General features: G+C 28.0%; 16 protein-coding genes and 2 riboswitches. Of the genes, 7 read left to right on the top strand and 9 right to left on the bottom strand.

The window, feature by feature from the left end; translation table 11 throughout:
- The first annotated feature begins 267 nt into the window (after window positions 1-267).
- Complete coding sequence (locus tag AC11VW_RS14650; RefSeq protein WP_484302175.1) at window positions 268-1,056, top strand: DUF2935 domain-containing protein; 789 nt, start codon at window positions 268-270, stop codon at window positions 1,054-1,056.
- A gap of 317 nt (window positions 1,057-1,373) precedes the next feature.
- Entirely contained in the window at window positions 1,374-2,066 is a 693-nt protein-coding gene (locus tag AC11VW_RS14645) for a DUF4397 domain-containing protein (protein WP_484302174.1), read from the top strand.
- Window positions 2,067-2,378: 312 nt separating this feature from the next.
- Here the strand turns inward: AC11VW_RS14645 and AC11VW_RS14640 are convergent, their stop codons facing one another.
- Window positions 2,379-3,101: an SDR family NAD(P)-dependent oxidoreductase gene (locus AC11VW_RS14640; RefSeq protein WP_484302173.1), complete on the bottom strand. Its 723-nt coding sequence runs from the start codon at window positions 3,099-3,101 to the stop codon at window positions 2,379-2,381.
- Window positions 3,102-3,126: 25 nt separating this feature from the next.
- Complete coding sequence (locus tag AC11VW_RS14635) at window positions 3,127-3,846, bottom strand: SDR family oxidoreductase (protein WP_484302172.1); 720 nt, start codon at window positions 3,844-3,846, stop codon at window positions 3,127-3,129.
- Window positions 3,847-3,995: 149 nt separating this feature from the next.
- Here AC11VW_RS14635 and AC11VW_RS14630 point away from each other — a divergent pair, with 149 nt between their 5' ends.
- The 3 genes from AC11VW_RS14630 to purF all read left to right on the top strand — a co-directional run bounded on the left by AC11VW_RS14630 (window position 3,996) and on the right by purF (window position 7,585).
- Window positions 3,996-4,343 (top strand): winged helix-turn-helix transcriptional regulator, encoded by a 348-nt coding sequence (locus AC11VW_RS14630; RefSeq protein WP_484302171.1) that lies wholly within the window; start codon window positions 3,996-3,998, stop codon window positions 4,341-4,343.
- 276 nt (window positions 4,344-4,619) lie between these two features.
- A riboswitch (TPP riboswitch) is annotated at window positions 4,620-4,723 on the top strand.
- Window positions 4,724-4,876: 153 nt separating this feature from the next.
- Window positions 4,877-6,190, top strand: coding sequence for a phosphomethylpyrimidine synthase ThiC (gene thiC, locus AC11VW_RS14625; RefSeq protein ID WP_484302170.1), 1,314 nt, complete (start codon window positions 4,877-4,879; stop codon window positions 6,188-6,190).
- Between the two features lie 42 nt (window positions 6,191-6,232).
- Complete coding sequence (purF, locus tag AC11VW_RS14620) at window positions 6,233-7,585, top strand: amidophosphoribosyltransferase (RefSeq protein ID WP_484302169.1); 1,353 nt, start codon at window positions 6,233-6,235, stop codon at window positions 7,583-7,585.
- Window positions 7,586-7,690: 105 nt separating this feature from the next.
- Here purF and AC11VW_RS14615 read toward each other — a convergent pair whose 3' ends face one another.
- On the bottom strand, window positions 7,691-9,808 hold the full coding sequence (locus AC11VW_RS14615) for a DNA topoisomerase III (protein WP_484302168.1): 2,118 nt from the start codon (window positions 9,806-9,808) through the stop codon (window positions 7,691-7,693).
- 357 nt (window positions 9,809-10,165) lie between these two features.
- On the opposite strand from AC11VW_RS14615, the gene AC11VW_RS14610 reads away from it, so the two are divergent.
- Window positions 10,166-11,458 carry an aminotransferase class V-fold PLP-dependent enzyme gene (locus tag AC11VW_RS14610; RefSeq protein ID WP_484302167.1) on the top strand — a complete coding sequence of 431 codons (1,293 nt, stop codon included), beginning with the start codon at window positions 10,166-10,168 and terminating at the stop codon, window positions 11,456-11,458.
- 47 nt (window positions 11,459-11,505) lie between these two features.
- Here AC11VW_RS14610 and thiT read toward each other — a convergent pair whose 3' ends face one another.
- From thiT to AC11VW_RS14585, 5 genes are all read right to left on the bottom strand, one after another.
- Window positions 11,506-12,099 carry an energy-coupled thiamine transporter ThiT gene (gene thiT / locus AC11VW_RS14605; RefSeq protein WP_484302166.1) on the bottom strand — a complete coding sequence of 198 codons (594 nt, stop codon included), beginning with the start codon at window positions 12,097-12,099 and terminating at the stop codon, window positions 11,506-11,508.
- 117 nt (window positions 12,100-12,216) lie between these two features.
- Complete coding sequence (gene thiM / locus AC11VW_RS14600) at window positions 12,217-13,002, bottom strand: hydroxyethylthiazole kinase (protein WP_484302165.1); 786 nt, start codon at window positions 13,000-13,002, stop codon at window positions 12,217-12,219.
- A 105-nt stretch (window positions 13,003-13,107) separates the two neighbouring features.
- Window positions 13,108-13,201, bottom strand: a riboswitch (TPP riboswitch).
- A gap of 489 nt (window positions 13,202-13,690) precedes the next feature.
- Window positions 13,691-13,987: a hypothetical protein gene (locus tag AC11VW_RS14595; RefSeq protein WP_484302164.1), complete on the bottom strand. Its 297-nt coding sequence runs from the start codon at window positions 13,985-13,987 to the stop codon at window positions 13,691-13,693.
- Window positions 13,988-14,226: 239 nt separating this feature from the next.
- The gene (locus AC11VW_RS14590) at window positions 14,227-14,760 is read right to left on the bottom strand and encodes a (Fe-S)-binding protein (protein WP_484302163.1); all 534 of its coding nucleotides are present in this window, start codon (window positions 14,758-14,760) and stop codon (window positions 14,227-14,229) included.
- Window positions 14,761-14,776: 16 nt separating this feature from the next.
- Window positions 14,777-15,919: an aminotransferase class V-fold PLP-dependent enzyme gene (locus AC11VW_RS14585; protein WP_484302162.1), complete on the bottom strand. Its 1,143-nt coding sequence runs from the start codon at window positions 15,917-15,919 to the stop codon at window positions 14,777-14,779.
- Window positions 15,920-16,113: 194 nt separating this feature from the next.
- Between AC11VW_RS14585 and AC11VW_RS14580 the strand changes: the two genes are divergently transcribed.
- Entirely contained in the window at window positions 16,114-16,758 is a 645-nt protein-coding gene (locus AC11VW_RS14580; protein WP_484302161.1) for an LbetaH domain-containing protein, read from the top strand.
- A 238-nt stretch (window positions 16,759-16,996) separates the two neighbouring features.
- Here the strand turns inward: AC11VW_RS14580 and AC11VW_RS14575 are convergent, their stop codons facing one another.
- A complete protein-coding gene (locus tag AC11VW_RS14575) occupies window positions 16,997-19,399 on the bottom strand; it encodes a sensor histidine kinase (protein WP_484302160.1) in 2,403 nt (800 codons plus the stop codon).
- Window positions 19,400-19,450: the final 51 nt, after the last annotated feature.

Raw genomic sequence — 19,450 nt, 5'->3', positions numbered from 1 at the left:
TTTCATTACAATACTTTCAAGCTTTTTTATCTCTATTTTCTAGTTAGCATTTTAATAAATCTCATCTCGATATTTTAAATTTTTCTCTCTTTTTTTCCTTATTATCATATGAATTTTTTATATGAACTATTTTTATAAGTTCAGAATGCTATATTATTAGGGAAAAATAAGAAAAATGAAAAGGGTGATAAAGCATGTTATCTGATAGAAATTTTGTAAAACAATCCTTAGATATTAATTTATTATTTTTGAGAATTATGAAAGAACATGCTTTTTTTTAAAACCTCTCTTCTTGATAAAAATACGTACTTACAAAAAGAGGCAGGAATATTTATAGAAACTTTTAGCGACCTTCTTTTAAGCACTATAAACATAGCTTACGGTGTAATTGGATTAAAAAATGATATGGTCACACCATATACCTTAAGTGCTGAAAAAATGTCTGAGTTTTTAACTGGAGTACCTATAGATAGAACTATAACTAAATTAGAACTAAAACTTACCTGTAGTCATGATCATAGCCAATGTAATCCAGCATTAGTTAAAAACATTTGTGAACTAAATTGTAAGTCTATTGAAGCCACTAAAGCAATTGCTACTTATCCTTTATTAATATATCATATTAGAAGAGAAGCTGAATTTTTTATAGATATATTAGTAAAATTACAAAGAAGAGAAGACGTAGATATAATTGAAGATGCTCTTAATCAAGAAGCGTTTTGGAACAGAATAATGGCTGAGCACTCTAAATTTATAAGAGGGTTATTAGATCCTACTGAAGAAGATTTATTTGAAACTTCCAATGATTTTGCAAATGAATTTGATGAATTAAGAAGAAAAGCTTTAGCTTCAGCTGAAAAAACTGGTATGGTTGAAGAAGTTACAGATGAAAGTTTAGAAGCAACTAAGAGAATTAAAGATTTTAAAGAACAAGCAGCAAAAGGGTTATTACAATGTGAAATTAGATCTATAGCAATACCATTATTAGCAGATCATGTATTAAGAGAAGCTAATCACTACTTAATGCTACTAAAAAAATATGATATAGAAATATAAAAACTAAGGCTCTAGTAAAAATTTACTAGAGCCTTAGTTTTTAATATATTAATTTCTTTCACTTTGATTAGTGATTTCTATTTTTATTTCAATAAGCTATATTAGATTATTTGTCGGACTATATGATAGCTATATATTAACAGCTTAAAATTTAATAGCTAAAGTAATATTATAATAATTAAGTTTTAAGAATCATAGCCTTAGATTCTTTATTATACTAAATATTCGTGTATTTTTAAAAATAAGAAATATTTTCACTTATACTCATATACTTATATTAGCGTTCTGCTAATATTAAATAATAAGGATGTGTTTTCATGTTTTATAATCATCGTCAATTTATAGACACGCCATCAATTCCTTGCTTAAATTCTCAATATTCATTCATTAGAATATTTAATTCTTTAGTTAAGTCAGAAGCTTTAGATGTATATATAAATAATGAATTTCTATTAGCTAAAGATTTAAAATCAGTACAAATTGGTCCTTATGTACCCGGACTCGGAGGAAAATATAGTATACAAGTTTATTTAGCTAATACTAAGGAAAATCCCCTTCTTGAAGTTAATGATATGGAAATAATAGGAGGTCAATTAATGACCATTGCAATTACAGGAGATTTAAATAATTTAAAGCTAGTATCTATAATAGATAATATTGAACAAAAACCAAAACCTAATAAATCAATTGTTAGATTTTATAATTTAACTCCAGGCCCACTAATCTTTCTTATGAGCTCAAATGGATATAAATTAGCTAGAAATGTAGAAAGTAACAGTGGAAATGAATACATGGAAATTCTTACAGGAACTTACCAATTAGGAGTTCGTCCAGCAGATGAAATTGGCCAAATACTAAGTATACAAGTTAAGATGGATGAAAATAAAATATATACAATATATTGTACTGGAACTTCAAGTCCAGAGTTGAAAAAACTTGGTTTAGGATATAATTTCCAAATAGTTCAGGTAATCGATGGAAATACCGTTATTAAAAAATGTACTTTTTAATAAAATCTTTACAGGGTCTATCTCAAAATTTACAGAATTATATTTTGAAATAGACCCTATCCTTTCAACTATATTATAGATTTTATTTACGTTCTTTTTCTTCTACTTGTTCTTTAGTTAATATTTTCTTTCTGGACACCAACATTTTGCATTCCATACAAAAATAACTTAAAGACCCTCAGCTATCCATTACTTCTAGATTAGAACTACAATGCGGACAATAATAATCTTTTACCATTCTGTCACTCCTTCATTACTATTATTGACTATATTGTTTCATATAACTACTTTTAGTCTATCTTTTTATAAATTTTACTTATCATCAATATAGATCATTTTCTTTGTCATACCACCATCTACAATAATATTTGTACCATTTACAAAATCATTTTCTTCATTTGTTAAAAATAAACACGTATTAACTATGTCTTTTGATTTGCCAACTCTACCTGATGGATGTTGCTTTTTATCTATTTCTGATAATTCATAGCTGTCTAATTGTATCCATCCAGGACTTATTGCATTAACTGTAATAGGTGTATCTGATAATGAAATCGCCATTGTGTTAGTTAAAGATATAAGGCCACCTTTAGATGCTCCATAAGCTTCCCATCCTGCTTCATTTTGATTAAACCTTGTTGAACTTATATTAACTATTCTTCCATAGTTTTGACCTTTATTTGCTTTTATAAATTCTTTAGAACATATAAAGCTTCCTCTAAGATTTACAGTTATAACATCATCAAATTCTACTGTTTCTATATCAAATATAGATTTATTAAATTTACTTATAGCTCCATTATTTATCAGTATATGCACAGTACCATACTTGTTTACTACTTTTTCAAATGCAGACTTGATTTCATCTTCATTTCTTAAATCTACTTTATAAAATTCTATATTACTTTCACTAAAGTCATGTTCCACTATATCAATAGCAATTACATTTGCATTTTGTTTTGCATATTCTTTAGCTATACTATTACCTATTCCATTGCTTGTCCCTGTTACAAAAATAACTTTATCCTTATACATAATTCTACCTCTTAATTAAATAATTCTAATCTTCTTGCTTAGTTTTTGCTATTACAATTTCTCTTATACAAACATCTTGTGGTTGATTATATGCAAACTCTATACAACTAGCTATTTTTTCTGGTTCTAATCCACTTTCTATACTTTTTTTCCATTCATTATAATTAGCCTTTATATCTTCATCTGTTGTATGAGATAGTAATGGTGTTTCAACAACTCCTGGAGCTATAGTTATAACTCTAACGTTGCTACTTGCAACTTCTTTTCTTATGTTTTCACTTATTGCATGAACAGCAAATTTTGTGCCACAGTACACTGCATGATTATCAAAAGTCTTTTTTCCTGCTATAGAACTTATATTTATTATAGTTCCTTCATTTCTCTTAACCATATCCTTTAAAACAATATTAGTTCCTGTTAATATTCCTTTTATATTAACATCAATCATATCATTCCATTCTTTAAAACTTTGATCTTGGGGATTTCCTAATAACATTATTCCTGCACAATTTATTAAACAATCCACTTTACCAAATTTTCCTTCCGCTTCATTTATAGCTTCTTCCATCTTTTCTAAATCTGTAACATCTACTGACTTACATAGTGAATTTGGAAGTTCTAATTCTTCCATTTTATCTAGTCTTCTAGATAATAGTAATACCGGATGGTTATTTTCTGAAAACTTCTTTGCTATGCTTTTTCCAATTCCTGAACTTGCTCCCGTTATAACTACTAATTTATTCATAATTATCCTCCATTTATATACATTAATATTTTCTTATACTATAATTATATCTGAACTAATGTTTTATTTTAAGTACGCACATAATAGTTACATAGTGAAATAGAGGTAACTACTCTATAATTTTTAATTTAGCTTTTTGGAGGAATATTATGAAAAAATGCAGTTTAACTTGTGAAATGGAAATCACTTTAAATGTCATCGGTGGTAAATGGAAGCCTCTGATACTTTATTTTTTAATAGAAAATGGAACTAAAAGATTTGGTGAAATAAAATCTTTTATAAATCACACATCACATAAAACTCTTACAAATCAACTTAGAGAATTAGAGGAAGATAATCTTGTCTATCGAACTGTTTATCCAATAGTTCCTCCTAAGGTAGAGTATAGTATAACTGAAAAAGGTATGAGCTTATATCCTATATTAGATGCTATGTGCGAATGGGGAGAAAAGAATTTTGATGAAAAATATGAACTTATAAATCCTCAATGTAAATAGTAAAGAGTGTGCAAATATAATTGTGTATTTTCCAAATAAATTTTAAATTTATGAAATGATAATTAATATGAAAATGTCATCCTTAGAAAACAAATTTTATAATTGGCTCTTTGTATTGCCCATGGTTGTTATACATAAATAAGAATTAAAACAATACCTAAAGTTGTTAATTCTACATATTAACTGTCTTTTTAAAAAACACTTTACAGAATACCACTTCAATACTATAATGAACTTAAAGTAACATTTTGGATATTATTTACATGAAAAATGAATATAATTAGCTAGGGGTGCCAATTTGGCTGAGAAGGTTTATACTAACCTAACCCTCTGAACCTGACGTAGTTAGAACTACCGTAGGAAAGTTATTTGCGATGATTATTATAATTAATTTTTATAATACATGTTTGTAGGAAGCTTTACCTTATGGTAAAGCTTTTTTTAGTTTATATTTAAAATTCAATAATTAGATATATTCAGAAATATACTGGCTATTAGAGAAAAACTAAATAAATAATAAAGGGGAATTTAAAATGATGTATACAACTCAAATGGATGCTGCGAAAAAGGGTATTGTTACAAAAGAAATGGGATTAGTAGCTAAAAAAGAAAATATGGATGTAGAAGTTTTAAGAAAGCTTATTGCAAAAGGTCAGATTGCTATTCCTGCTAATAAGAATCATAAATCTTTAGATCCAGAAGGTGTAGGAGAAGGCCTAAGAACAAAAATAAATGTAAATCTAGGTATATCAAAGGATTGCTGTGATATTGATGAGGAAATGAAAAAGGTACAGCTAGCTTTAGACATGAAGGCTGAAGCTATAATGGACTTAAGTTCTTTTGGGAAAACTGAAGAATTTAGAAAAAGACTTATTGAATCTTCTTCTGCTATGATAGGTACAGTTCCAGTTTATGACGCTTTTGGTTTTTATGATAAAGAATTAAAAGACATTACTGCAAAGGAATTTTTAGATGTTGTAGAAAAACATGCAAAAGATGGTGTAGATTTTGTAACTATCCACGCAGGTATAAATAAAGAAACTGCAAATGTATTTAAAAGAAATAAAAGACTTACAAATATTGTTTCAAGAGGTGGTTCTCTTACTTATGCATGGATGGAACTTAATAATAAAGAAAACCCTTTCTATGAGTATTACGATGAGTTATTAGATATATGCGAAAAATATGATTTAACTTTAAGTCTTGGAGATGCTTGCAGACCTGGTTCTATCAATGATTCTACTGATGCCTGTCAAATCAAAGAATTAATGGTACTGGGAGAATTAACTTTAAGAGCTTGGGAAAGAAATGTACAAGTTATAATAGAAGGTCCAGGACACATGGCATTAAATGAAGTAAAAGCAAATATGCTACTTGAAAAGAAACTTTGTCATGGTGCACCATTTTATGTATTAGGGCCTATAGTTACAGATATAGCGCCAGGCTACGACCACATCACAAGTGCAATTGGAGGAGCATTAGCTGCAAGCTGTGGAGCTGATTTCCTATGCTACGTAACTCCAGCAGAACATCTAAGATTGCCTAATTTAGATGATGTTAAAGAAGGTATCATTGCTGCAAAGATAGCTGCTCATGCTGGTGATATAGCTAAGAACATTCCTAATGCTAGGGATTGGGATAATAAAATGAGTAAAGCAAGACAAGAACTTGATTGGGAAAGAATGTTTGAACTTGCTATTGACCCAGAAAAAGCTAGAAGATATAGAAAAGAATCTTCTCCTGAGCATGAAGATAGCTGTACTATGTGCGGAAAAATGTGTTCTATGAGAAATATGAATAAAATAATGGAAGGAAAAGATATAAATCTTTTAAGAGCTGATAGCTAAAGAGAATCAAGCTAGATATTAAACAGAAGCGGAAGTGATAAAATGCAAATTAATGATGTTGATAAATATAAAGAAGAATGTGGAGTAGTAGGGGTATTTTCTAATGAAAAAATCAACTTGTCTTCTATGCTTTATTTTGCACTTAATTCACTTCAACATCGGGGACAGGAAAGCTGCGGATTAACATATTCAAATGGGCATAAGCTTATTTGCCATAAAGATATGGGTTTAGTAAATGAAGTATTTACTAAAAATAATCTTAATAATATAAATGGTTTTTCTGCCATAGGTCATGTACGATATCCTACCTTTGGTGAAAATACTATTGTAAATGCTCAGCCTATTTTAGATGAATGTTCCTTTGGTCAAATATCTATAGCACATAATGGTAATCTTACAAATGCAGTTGAACTAAGAAATTCCTTAGAATATCATGGATTAAAATTTAATACAACTACTGATTCTGAGATTATTTTAAAACTTACTGAAAAATATTATAATTCTTCTATCGAAAAAACCTTAGAAATCATATCAAAACATATAAAAGGTGGATATGCTGCTGTTATACTTACAAAGGACAAGTTATTTGCTATGCGAGACTGTCAAGGCATAAGACCTTTATGTATAGGAAAATTCAATGGTGGTTATATAGTATGCTCAGAAAGCTGTGTTTTAGATATGCTTGGTGGAGAATTCATAAGAGATGTTTTACCTGGAGAAATAATTAAAATTGATAGTAACGGGATAGAAGCAGTAAGTTTCATGAAAAACACTATATGTAACACCTGCGCTTTTGAATATATCTATTTTTCTAGAATAGATAGTAAAATTGATGGAGTTAGTGTTTATAAATCCAGATTCAAATCTGGTGAGACTTTATTTAAAGAATGTCCGGCAGATGCTGATATTGTAATAGGGGTACCTGACTCTGGAACTACTGCTGCTTTAGGATATTCTAAATCCTCCTCAATACCTTATACCATAGGATTTGTGAGAAATAGTTTTATAGGACGAAGCTTTATAAAGCCCTGTCAATCTAAAAGAGAAGAAGCAGTCTCTTTGAAGTTAAATATTATTAAAGAAAATATTCAAGGTAAGAAAATTGTAGTTGTAGATGATTCTATGGTAAGAGGTACAACCTGCAAAAAAATTATCTCTCTTCTTAAAAAAGCAGGTGCAAAGGAAATTCATTATAGACTGGCTTCACCTATAGTAAAATCTCCCTGCTGCTTAGGAATCGATACTTCGAATAAAAAAGAACTTATAGGTTCTAATATGATCTTAGAAGAAATACGTGCTTTTATTGGAGTAGATAGCTTAGGATATCTAAGCATAGACGGTTTTTTAAATTCTTTAGGTCATAAGAAAGATGCTTGCCTAAGGTGTTTTGTGTAATTTAACCTATTCTATTTTAAATTAGTATACTATAATAAAAACTAAACCTCCTTAACAATACATATCTGTACTGTTGAGGGGTTTAGTTTTAAATTTCTTTTATTACTATTTTTTAAGTTTTGCTAAGGCTGCTGCAAATGGATTGTTGAATACTTCTTCATTTTTATTTTGATCTTTTAGATATTTATTTATATCTTTTTTAGATCCTTTATTTTTTTCTTCTGCTTTTCTTTTGTTAAATGTGCTTAATTTCTCTCTATGTCCACAACTACATACAAATGTTTTTCCTTCACCTTCTCCACGAAGTTCTAATTTCTTGTGACATACTGGACATCTTGAGTTTGTTACTTGTGACACAGTTTTTCTTGTGTTACATTCTCTATCTTCACAAACTAACATCTTTCCTTTTTTTCCATTTACCTCAAGCATGAATTTTCCACACTCAGGGCATCTATTTTTAGTTAAATTATCATGTTTAAATTTAGAGTCACTATTTTTTATTTGTTTAACTACATCTTTTGAGTAATTCTTCATGTCATTTATAAAGCTATCTTTATTTAATTTTCCTTTTGATATATCTAATAACTTAGCTTCCCAAGATGCTGTTAACTCTGGTTTTTTTAATTCACTTGGAACTAACTCTAGTAATTGCTTTCCTTTTGATGTTATATATATATCTTTTCCTTTTTTCTCTAATAAGAAAGAATTAAATAACTTTTCTATTATATCAGCTCTTGTTGCTACTGTTCCTAGGCTATTTTTTTCCATTGCTGTAAGTAGCGTTCCTTCATTTAAATAACCTGGAGGATTAGTTTTTCCAGTAGTTTTATTTAATTTAGCTACACTTAAAACTTCGCTTTCTATAACAGCTGGTATGCTATCATAGTTTTCTTCATCATCAGAGTCTTTATATGTCTCTCTCCAACCTAAACTTATTATTTTATTTCCCTTTGCAGTAAAGCTTTCTCCGTTTACTTCTGCACTTATTGAAGTTTGTTCATATTCAAACGGAGGACAAAGTATTGCTAAGAATCTTTTTACAACAAGGTCATAAATTTTTCTTTCTTTATCACTTAAATTACCTAAAAATACTTTTTCTTCTGTTGGTATTATAGCGTGGTGATCACTTACTTTTGAATCGTCTACAAAACTTTTATTTGAGTTTATCTTTGACTTCAGTAATTTAGTACATACTCTTGAATAGTCACTTACATTAACTGCTCTTACTCTATCACTTAAAGTTTCTACTATATCACTAGTTAAGTATCTTGAGTCTGTTCTTGGATAAGTAAGTACTTTGTGGTGTTCATATAGCTTTTGCATTATAGATAAAGTTTCTTTTGCTGAATATCCAAAGATTTTATTTGCATCTCTTTGCAACTCTGTTAAGTCATATAATGCTGGTGAATACTTTTTCTTATGTGTTTTATTAACTTTCACTATTTTTATATCATTGTTTTTTATTTTATTTATTGTGTTATCTACCTTTTCTTCGTTAAAACTGCTAGTTGAATTGTTTTTATCTTGCCATACAAACTTAAGCTGCGAGTTTCCTTTATTTGCTACTACACTTATACCATAATAGTTTTTAGGTTTAAATTCCATTATTTCTTGTTCTCTTTTAAATATCATTGCTATAGTTGGTGTTTGAACTCTACCACAAGAAAGTTGTGCATTATGCTTTGTTGTAAGTGCACGTGTTGCATTTATCCCAACTATCCAGTCAGCTTCTGCTCTTGCTATTGCTGAGTGATATAGATTTTCGTATTCTTTTCCATCTTTTAATTTAGCAAATCCTTCTTTTATAGCTTTATCCGTGCTTGATGATATCCATAAACGCTTTAGTGGCTTTTTAACTTGTACTTTTTCTATTATCCATCTTGCTACAAGCTCCCCTTCACGTCCTGCATCTGTAGCTACTACTATTTCACTTACATCGTCTCTAACCATTTGTGCTTTTACTGTGTTAAATTGCTTTGAAGTTTTTTTAATTACTACTGTTTTTAAGTACTTTGGTAGTATTGGTAAGTCGTCTATGTTCCAAGATTTATATTTTTCTCCGTAGCTTTCCGGATCTGCTAGTGTTACTAAGTGACCTAGTGCCCATGTTACTATGTACTTTGATCCTTCTATATATCCATTTTTATCGTTTGAACATCCTAATACTCTAGCTATATCTCTTCCTACTGAAGGCTTTTCTGCTAGTACTAATATTTTTTTCATATTAATTCCTTTCTTTAATACATCTATTTAAATTCTTAATATAACATACATAAAATTAGCTTTTTACTTGATTTAATATGTTTTATTTTCTATATATAATATTACCATAGATTTGAAAAGTAACTAGTAGTTATTTAAAATATAAGGTTTATGCTATTATGTTGAATTTATTAAGCATTTATATGTGATAACATTTGTTTCATATATACAGTTTTTAAATTATTACAATTTTTTCTAATATGTGTTTAATTCATAAACTTTTTTGTAGATTGTTGCATATATCTATATTAAGAAAATCTTAATTATAAAGATTTTTGGTGCTTAAAGATAAGCATATATATTAATGGAGGTTTTGCTATGGATTTAAATCTTAATTATAGAGATTTATTTATAGGACTAGATATGCCTGTAATTCTAAAAAATGGATTACCTGTAATACCTATAAATTTTGATAATGGCGCTACAACACCACCTTTAAAAAGTGTAGTAGAATCTATTATGAACAACGTATTAACTTATGGACCTGTGGCTAGAGGAACTGGACAAAAGGGAGATTTATGTACTGAAAAATTTGAAGAAACTAGATATAAAATATTAGAATTCTTCAATTTAAAAGATACTACTACTCATACAGTTTTGTATACAAAAGGTACAACAGAATCTTTGAATTTACTTGCAAATGTATTAATAAAAAGTAAAGATGATAAAATACTAACTACTAGAATGGAACATCATGCAAATGACTTACCTTGGAGAAACGTCGCAACTGTTGAATATGTTGAGGTTGATGAATTAGGTAGAATAAATATACAAGCTATAGAAGACAAGTTAATAGAAAATAAAGGTCAAATAAAATATGTAAGTATAACTGGAGCATCCAATGTAACGGGATATATAAATCCTATACATGATATTGCGAGACTTTGTCATGACCATGGAGCTAAAATTATTGTAGATGCAGCACAACTTATCGCTCATAAAAAAATAGATATGAAAGGCAAGAACTCTTCAGAGCAAATAGATTTTTTAGTTTTCTCAGCTCATAAAGCTTATGCTCCATTTGGAAGTGGCGCTATAGTTGGATTAACTGAAGACTTATCAAATTTAGATCCTTTTTTAAGAGGTGGAGGCTGTGTAGATACCGTATCTGATTCTAATGTAATTTGGGAGGAACCACCATGCTTACACGAAGCAGGAACTCAAAATTTCTTAGGTGTTATTGGAATGGTAAGCGCATTAGAGCAATTAGAAGAAATCACATTTGATAATATATATAAACATGAGATGGACATAAAAAATTATATAATAAATGAGATGAAACAAATTAAGAATGTAATACTTTATGGAGACACAGACTCTACTGATGATAGATTAGGTGTAATAGTTTTTAATATAGAAAATATACCGTTTGATATATTAGCTCATAAATTTGCAGATGATCTTGGTATAGCTTTAAGATGTGGAAAGTTCTGTGCTCATCCTTATGTAAATAGATTACTTGGTGTGAGTGATATGAATGCATATATAGATTCAGTTGATACAGACTTAAATAATTTTGGTATGGTAAGATTGAGTTTAGGTTTATATAATACTATTGAAGAAGCAACTGTATTTATAACAGCCTTAAAATATATTGCTAAAGGCCTATAAAATATAATTTTAAAAGTAGCAATAAAATTTTGATTGCTACTTTTTATTTATGCTGCTACTATTTTTTTAAGGCTTGTAAGTGGTAATAATGAAAGTATAATAACACAAAGTAATCCTTCTACTCCATTTCCTGAAAAATTATATATAAATGAGTAAACTATAGGATTCATGCCTTCTGGTGCAAATTGTCCAAAAAATACTACTCCTGATATAAAGTGTAGTGTTGTATTTAAAAATACTGCTACTAAACTTCCTAATATAATATTTTTTTTGTTATCTTTTCCAAACGTATCACTAAGCCCTAGTGCCATGTGTGGAAGTGCATAATCAAGTATTACTTGTGCTGGATGAACTATATAACCTTCCATTAATAAACTTATAAGGCCTGTGATAAGTCCTGCTGTAAGCCCTGCTTGTCTAGAGTAAAATATTGATACTAATAATAGAGGAAGCATTGCAAACATGTTTATTCCTCCACCTTGAGGATATTTTATAAATGGTATTAATGATAGTATATAGCTCATAGAACTAAACATTGCTATTGCTACCATTTCTTTTGTTTTAAACTTATAATCCTTCATTTTCATAATATATAAAACTAACGGTATTATAAATATTAAAAGTAAAATTGTATTAAACATATTCTATTTCTCCCCCTTGTTATTTTTTAAATTTCTAAAATATATTTTAAATCATATAAAATCAAATATATAAAGCTGAGTTATTTAAACTAGCAATTTTCTACTAAGTACTAAATCTTATATCTTCTCTATCTTTGCATATTTATTTAATTTTTCAGAATCTAGGCTATACACTTCATCCATTAAATTAACTTTGAAAGTTCCAATTTTAGGATTATTAATGTCTGCTAATTCTCCGCTTAAAGACATTGTAAGTACCCCCATTGTAGCTCCTTCTATAGTCTTTTCACTACATGCTATACAACTTGCTATTAAACTAGCACTCATACATCCTGTTCCTGTTATACTTTTTAGTTTCGAGGTTCCATTATTTATTTTATAAACTGTATCTCCGTCAGTTACTATATCTATTTTCCCAGTTGCTACTACTACACATTCTAATTTTTTAGCAACCTTCTTTATCATTTCAGCTGAATCTTCATCCTCGTCAAAAGAATCTACACCTTTTCCTTTTACCTCAAACCCACCAATGAACTTCATTTCAGCTATATTTCCTTTTACTACATCAAATTTAACTTCATTTAATAATTTATTTATAAGCTCTGCTCTTGCCTTAGTTGCAAATACTCCTACTGGATCTAATATTATAGGCTTATTGTACTTGTTTGCAGTTTTTCCTGCTAGTAGATATAAGTCTAGTAATTCTGAGTTCATAGTTCCTATATTTATTACAACTGAACTTGCAACACTTACAATATCATCTACTTCCTCATATGAAAAACTCATTAAAGGACTCGCCCCTATTGCTAAAGTTATATTTGCACAATCGTTTATTGTTACGTTATTAGTATAATGAAGTACTAATGGATTTGTTTCTTTAACCTTTTGAATTAAATTAAACATATACTTATTCCCCCTAACATTTTTGCTTTATAATTTAACAATTAAAAAAAGCTATACCTAATAGGCATAGCTTTATAGTTACATAGTACAATTATAAATATTATTATATTTATGTAAAAGCTTTCCTACGCTGGTATTATCCAGATCAGGTATAAGGGTCGGTAATCCTCTCAGCCACTTGGCTCCCCTAGCTATTTTGTTTTGTTTTACAATTTAATTATAGTCTTTTACTTTTCATTGTCAACTAAAATATTCCATGAAATAACAAAAGACACTAGATTTAATAATTATAGTCATCAAATCTAATGCCTTTTACCAAAGCTATCACCTTTTAGTGAGCTTTTCCCTCTTTTTTGATTTTTATTAAATAATATTTACTATTTAGCATACAATCAATTATTGGCTATTGACTTCATTAGCTAATAGCTATAAATTAAAATGAGGTTTTTTTAATTCTGATAAGTTATTTAATATGATATCAACAGATATCTCATCATCTAAACACCCAATAGTTACTAGTAAAAGGTTAGGTTATAGTCCTAGCTTTTATCTAGTGAGTTTAGATACAAAATTAATTTTCATTAACTCTGTACTTATATATTAACCATTTTAAAGTTTAAAATTCATATTTTTATAAAAATTTTAATTTTCTTATACATCTCTCACTGAAGCTTAAAATTCGCTTATTTTAATATTGGTAGAATCCAAATTCACCTTCTACTGAAAATTTATCTCTACTTAATAAACCACCATATGATATTGTTAGGCTATATAATTGGTCTACTAGGTTTCTATTTATTATTACAGTATACCCATCAACTTCATATACTTCGTCATTTTCTTTTATTTCATCTAATTCAAAGTCAAGCTTTGCATCATCATGCATAGTTATACATCTTGTGCGTATTCTTATATTTTTATGCTCGCTATTTTGCATTAATTTATCAAGTTCTATCTTTGCGCTTTGTGTTATAAGTATATCCATTGTTTTTCTCCTATAATTTGAATTTTCTTTTATACTTTTATAGGTATAATACCCAATTGTTCCAAATATAACACATAATAATACTACTGTAAAGTATGTTCCCATGCCTTAAATACTTATAGTAGCAATCTTTCTCGTTTTATAGTTTATATTCTAATGTTTATCAGTAAAATCAATACGCACATTGCTATTGAATAATTTGATTGAAGTTTGTTATTATAAGTATTTTTTAATATTTATTAAATTTCGTGCCCTAATAATAAGATCATACTTTCAAGTTTATCTATATTATTTTCATTTCCTTTTTCATATAAATGCAAACATTTTTTTACCTTAGTTTCTCCTTTTATTAACTTTGTCGCAAATGCTAAACAAGTTTGTTGTCCACACTTTTTACAGTTTAGCTTAGGTAAATAAGTGTATGCCTCTATTGGGCTTGGTAATTTTATAAGTTCATATGATGGTTGTATTTCACTTCTTTTTTCATCTACTTCATTTATAATATCTTTTAAATAATCTAATACTTCAAATGCTTCTGTTTCATTAAGTAATTTTGCAACGTTAATATTCTCTTCAAAAATAGTTATAATTTTATGTTCCTTGTTAAACACAAAAGTATTTGCTCTTTGATTGTATATTGCTGTTTTTAAATATGAATTTAAATAAGGAAATATATCGCTTATATTCCTAGGTAAACTAGCTTTTATCCTTATTCTCTTCGCATCTGTAGTACATGGTTGAATAAAACTTAAATTTATACTTTCTAGATACATGTTTGCCCCCCCTTAATTATATTTGTATTTCATTTAATGCTTGTACTAATTTATCTATATCTTCTTTTTCATTAAAATATCCAATACCTATTCTCATGCTTCCTATTTCTTTTGTTCCTATCAATTCATGAGCGTTTGGTGCACAATGCAGACCTGCTCTAATCATTATATTATACTTTGAATCTAACTCATGTACTGCATCCTCTGCTCTTATGTTTTTTATATTAAAAGATATTACCCCTACAATATCTTCACTATTTTGCGGTCCGTAAATTTCAATATTTTTTACTTCTTTTAATTTATTCAATGCATAATCTACTAATTCTTTTTCTTTGTTATGTATTTTTTTTATGCTTTCTTTATTTATAAATTTAATAGCTTCTCTAAGTCCTACTAATCCACTTACATTTAATGTACCTGTTTCTAGTTTATTTGGATAGTAATCAGGTTGATATTCATACGCAGAATCTCCACCTGTTCCACCTGCCTTTAGAGGATTTATATCATAATCACAATTTATAATTAATCCGCCTGTTCCCATTGGTCCAAGTAAGCTTTTGTGTCCTGTAAATGCTAGTAAATCTATGTTATCTCCTTTAACATCTATATTGCATACGCCTGCTGTTTGAGCTGCATCTACTAAAAATAAGATATCGTTATCTTTAGCAATATTTCCAATTTCTTTTATGGGTTGGATAGTCCCTAAAACATTTGATGCATGGGTAAATACTATAAGCTTTGTATCTTTTTTTATACTTTTAGTTACGTCTACTGGATTTGTGTATCCTTCTTTAGTAGATGGAACTTTAGTTATTGTTATGTTTCTTTCTTTTTCTAAAGTCTTTAAACATCTCCACACTGCATTATGTTCTAAGCTACTAGTTACTACATGGTCATTTTCTTTTAGTATTCCTCTTAGTGCTAAATTTAAAGACTCTGTTACATTTGATGTGAATATTACTTTTTTAGGATCTTTAAAGTTAAATAACTCTCCTACTAGTTTTCTAGTTTCATAAATTAAAAAATCTGATTGCATAGCCCTTTGATAAGATCCTCTTCCTGAGCTTGACCCATTCTTTATCATAAAATCATATATGGATTTTGCTACTTGTTGTGGCTTTGGATATGATGTTGCTGCATTGTCTAAATAAATCCCCATAACCCTTCCCCCTTAGTGTTAATTTAGAATTGTCTTTATCTTAATTTTAACATAAAAAACCTCTAATACCACCTTAATCATTAGAGTTTTTTAATGTTTACTCTTAATATATATATTTCCTAATACTATTTTAGGTACCTTTTATGTATTATATCAATAATATATAATATACCAATTTAAGGAGGTATCATAATATGATTAAGCCTATCTCTAATCCATTAGGTCCTTCCAATCAATATACTTATTTTATAGGTCCTAATCCTTGTACCAGTTCTGTTCATGAAAGTATTTCCCCTAATGTTGATCCTTCTGTATTTATAGGTCCTTTTTCATCTATTATAGGTGATGTAACCCTTAGTACCAATGTGTTTATAGCCTGTAATGTTACGCTAAGAGCTGATGAGGGAACCCCTTTTTATGTAGGCTCTAATACTAATATTCAAGATGGTGTTGTTTTCCACGGTTTAGCTAAGGAATATATTATGGTAAAAAACAAAAAATATTCCATATATGTAGGTAATAACGTTTCTTGTGCACATGGTTCTGTTATCCATGGTCCTTGTTTTATTGGAGATGATACCTTTATAGGTTTTAAAGCAGTTATATTTAATGCTTCTATTGAAAATAATTGTTTTATTGGAACAAATGCTATTATAACCAATGGTGTTGTAATTGATTCTGGTAGATTTGTTCCTCCTGGCGCAATTATTGACACGCAAGATAAAGCCAATGCCTTAGATTCTATTCCTAAGGCGAGTCAAGAATTTACAAAAGAAGTCATCGAGGTTAATACAGAGTTCTCTTCTTCTTATGCCTTACTCCTTGAGGATTCACGTTGAAGTTATAGTTTATCTTGTAGTAAAAATTTTAATTTCAAAGGTTAAAATTAGGCAATCTTGTATATTTCATTTTCTCATACTTATATAATAAAAAAATCCTAGAATCAATATATGACTATGCTCTAGGATTTTTTTATATTAAATTCTTTAATTTACTTATTGTTTTGCATAATAATTTATTTATATATTAGATTATAAACTCTATAATATAGTACTATGTATGATACGAAAGGTTAATCTATAAACTATATATATCAGAAAACTCTATCTTACATTTTTCTATTTGATAATTTTGTGAATCTCTATGTACAATAACTTCGTCTTTATTGTCTGTAAATGAAATTGGAAGTTCAAATATAAATTGAGTTCCATTATTTACTTTACTTTCTACCCATATACTACCACCATGCATTTCTATCAGTGATTTTACTAAAGATAAACCAATTCCACTTCCTTCACATCTTCTAGTTAAAGTACTATTAGCTTGTCTGAATCTATCAAATATTATGTCAGCTTTTTCATTAGGTATTCCTACTCCATTATCTTTTACAGATACAATTATTTTATTAATATCAGATTTCAAATCAACACTTATTTCTCCACCCTTATCTGTATATTTAATAGCATTAGATAAAAGATTTAGCATAATTCTTTCTATCTTATCAGGGTCACAAGCTACAATTTCCTCTTCTGTATTAGTATCAAATATAAGGTTTATATTTTTACCCTCTACATAATTTACAACCGATAAAGTTATATCTTCAATTATACTTACTATATTATGATTTGTAAGTTGTAGTTCATAGTATCCAGTATCTATTCTACTCATATCAATAAGATTATTTACAAGTCTTAACAGTCTATATGAATTTTGTTTTATATTTTTTACATATTTAGTAAGTTTTTCAACCGTTATATTATTTTGTTGTATATTTTGATCCAACAGTTGCATAGTACCAAGTATGATATTTAATGGAGTTTTAAATTCATGAGATATATTTGCAAAAAATTCATTTTTTACGCTTTCTATATGAACAGCTTCTTCTAGTAACTTTCTTTCTTCTTCCCGTTTTTTTTCTTCTGTAATATCTTTGCCTGCAACTATAAAATGATTATGTTCTTTTATATACTTGATAGCCCAGTCTAACCATACATACTCACCATTTTTAGATAAATATCTAACTTTAAAACTTCTTTTCTCTTCTTGTGTTTCTTCCATTATTCCCTTATTGAAAATAACATTTTTATCATCTGGATGTATAATACTTTTAATGTTCATTGACAATAATTCTTCCTCACTCCATCCAAGTACTTCACTCCATTTTTGCGTTACTTTTTTGAAATATCCATCAAATGCTAATATACCCATAAGATCTGCTGCTATAGTTAAAAAAAGTTCTAATTCTTTCTCTGTATTTTCACGCTTTTGATTTTCTATTTTTACTTTCTCCGAAAGTTTATAATTTTTAATAAGTATAGCAATTTGGCTACATGTAGCTTTTATAAAATCATCTTGATTATACTTAGGCTTGTTATCACCTTTATATAAAATAGTTAATAAACCCATAAATTCATCATTTATTTTTATATTATAAATTCCTAAATATTTTATCCCTTTATTTTCTAAATGTTTTATATTTTTTATATTTTCTCTTTCATAAATACTCTTTAAGCCTTCATTTTTACATGTATAAAACTCTTCTTCCTTTTCTTTGTTGTCTATTTTAATAAATTCTATATTCTCTATAGTATTATTAGCATAGTCAATCTTCACAGATGGTTTAAGTTCTTTTTGTATAGAATCATACATGCAAATAGATAAGCCATCTGCTTTCAAATATTTAAAAAAATCATTACATATATTATTTAATAAATCATATATATTTGTATCATTGTTTTTCATATTGATCATATTCTGCAAGGTGGCTATTTGATTATAATTATTATATAATTCTTCTTCAATTTTCTTTTTTAAACTTATATCTCTTGTTATACCTATTATATATTTCATATTTCCTTTTTCATCAAGTATAGGTGCTTTGTAAGCTTCAAAGCACAGGTCTTGTCCTTCAACATCAATCATTTGCTCCAACAATCTAGGTCTTTTATCTTGTATCATCTCTTTATCTATTTTAATATAAGTCTTGCTATTTTTTTCACTCCAGTGATCTTTATCATATTTACCCATTACCTCTTCTTTATTTTTCATTGCTAAACTTGCAAACTTTTTATTTGAATACAAATATTTTCCATTTATATCTTTAATCCACGCACCTATTTCAACATTATCTAATAATGTATCTAAGTCCTCTATTGTATATAAATCTTTTGATATCTCTTTAAATATAATAAAAAAAGATTTTTCACCCTTATACTGACTTAAAGTTATTTCGCTATTTACATCTATTTCATCATTAGATTTTGAATATAGTTTTAATTTAATATTGACATCTTCTATGCTATTTAATATAATTTTCATGCTCTCATCTTGATTACATATAATTTTACTTATATTAGAATTTTCTAATTCTTTCTCACTATATCCTAATTTTGATATTAATTTATCATTACATAATTTTATATTACCACGATCATCAGAAATTAAAATATACTCATTAAATTTATTAAATACATTTTTCATGTAATATCCCCCTATAATAACTAGTCCTATTTTAATTATATATAAATTTTA

Source organism: Romboutsia sp., from assembly GCF_056995035.1.
Note: the sequence above shows the minus strand (reverse complement) of the source record. Positions and strands in the feature narration are given on the sequence as shown.